Origin of the sequence: Bacillus sp. HY001, from assembly GCF_007558965.1 — a bacterium.
Taxonomy (GTDB): Bacteria; Bacillota; Bacilli; order Bacillales; family Bacillaceae_G; genus Bacillus_A; species Bacillus_A mobilis.
In genome coordinates, this window is sequence record NZ_VLTE01000253.1 from 1 (window position 1) to 311 (window position 311).

General features: G+C 40.5%; 1 protein-coding gene. It reads left to right on the top strand.

All coding sequences use genetic code 11. The features are described from left to right. A partial coding sequence (locus tag FOT98_RS32775) for a hypothetical protein (RefSeq protein ID WP_144291247.1) occupies positions 1–305 on the top strand: 305 nt, incomplete at its 5' end. Positions 306–311: the final 6 nt, after the last annotated feature.

The window sequence follows — 311 nt, forward strand, 5'->3', positions numbered from 1 at the left end:
GTGGTATACCTATTCCGATTAATGGGTATTGGGACGAAAGCGCTAAACAAATAAGTTTCGATTCACCATATGCCTCCTTTTTTGGCAACTTGACAATAATTGATGAGACCGCTATAAGCATTCGGCATTTCATTTTAAGTGGACGGTTTATAATGAAACCTCCCTCTTTGCTGGCTGGTGAATACGGAAATTGGATTGCTACAACCTTTACAACCCGTTTGGGACCTCCCATATATACTAATGTTTTACCACCTGCTGGTGCCTTTTCAGTCTCAAGTATGCTCTTGGGACAGCAATTGTTTTAATTAGAC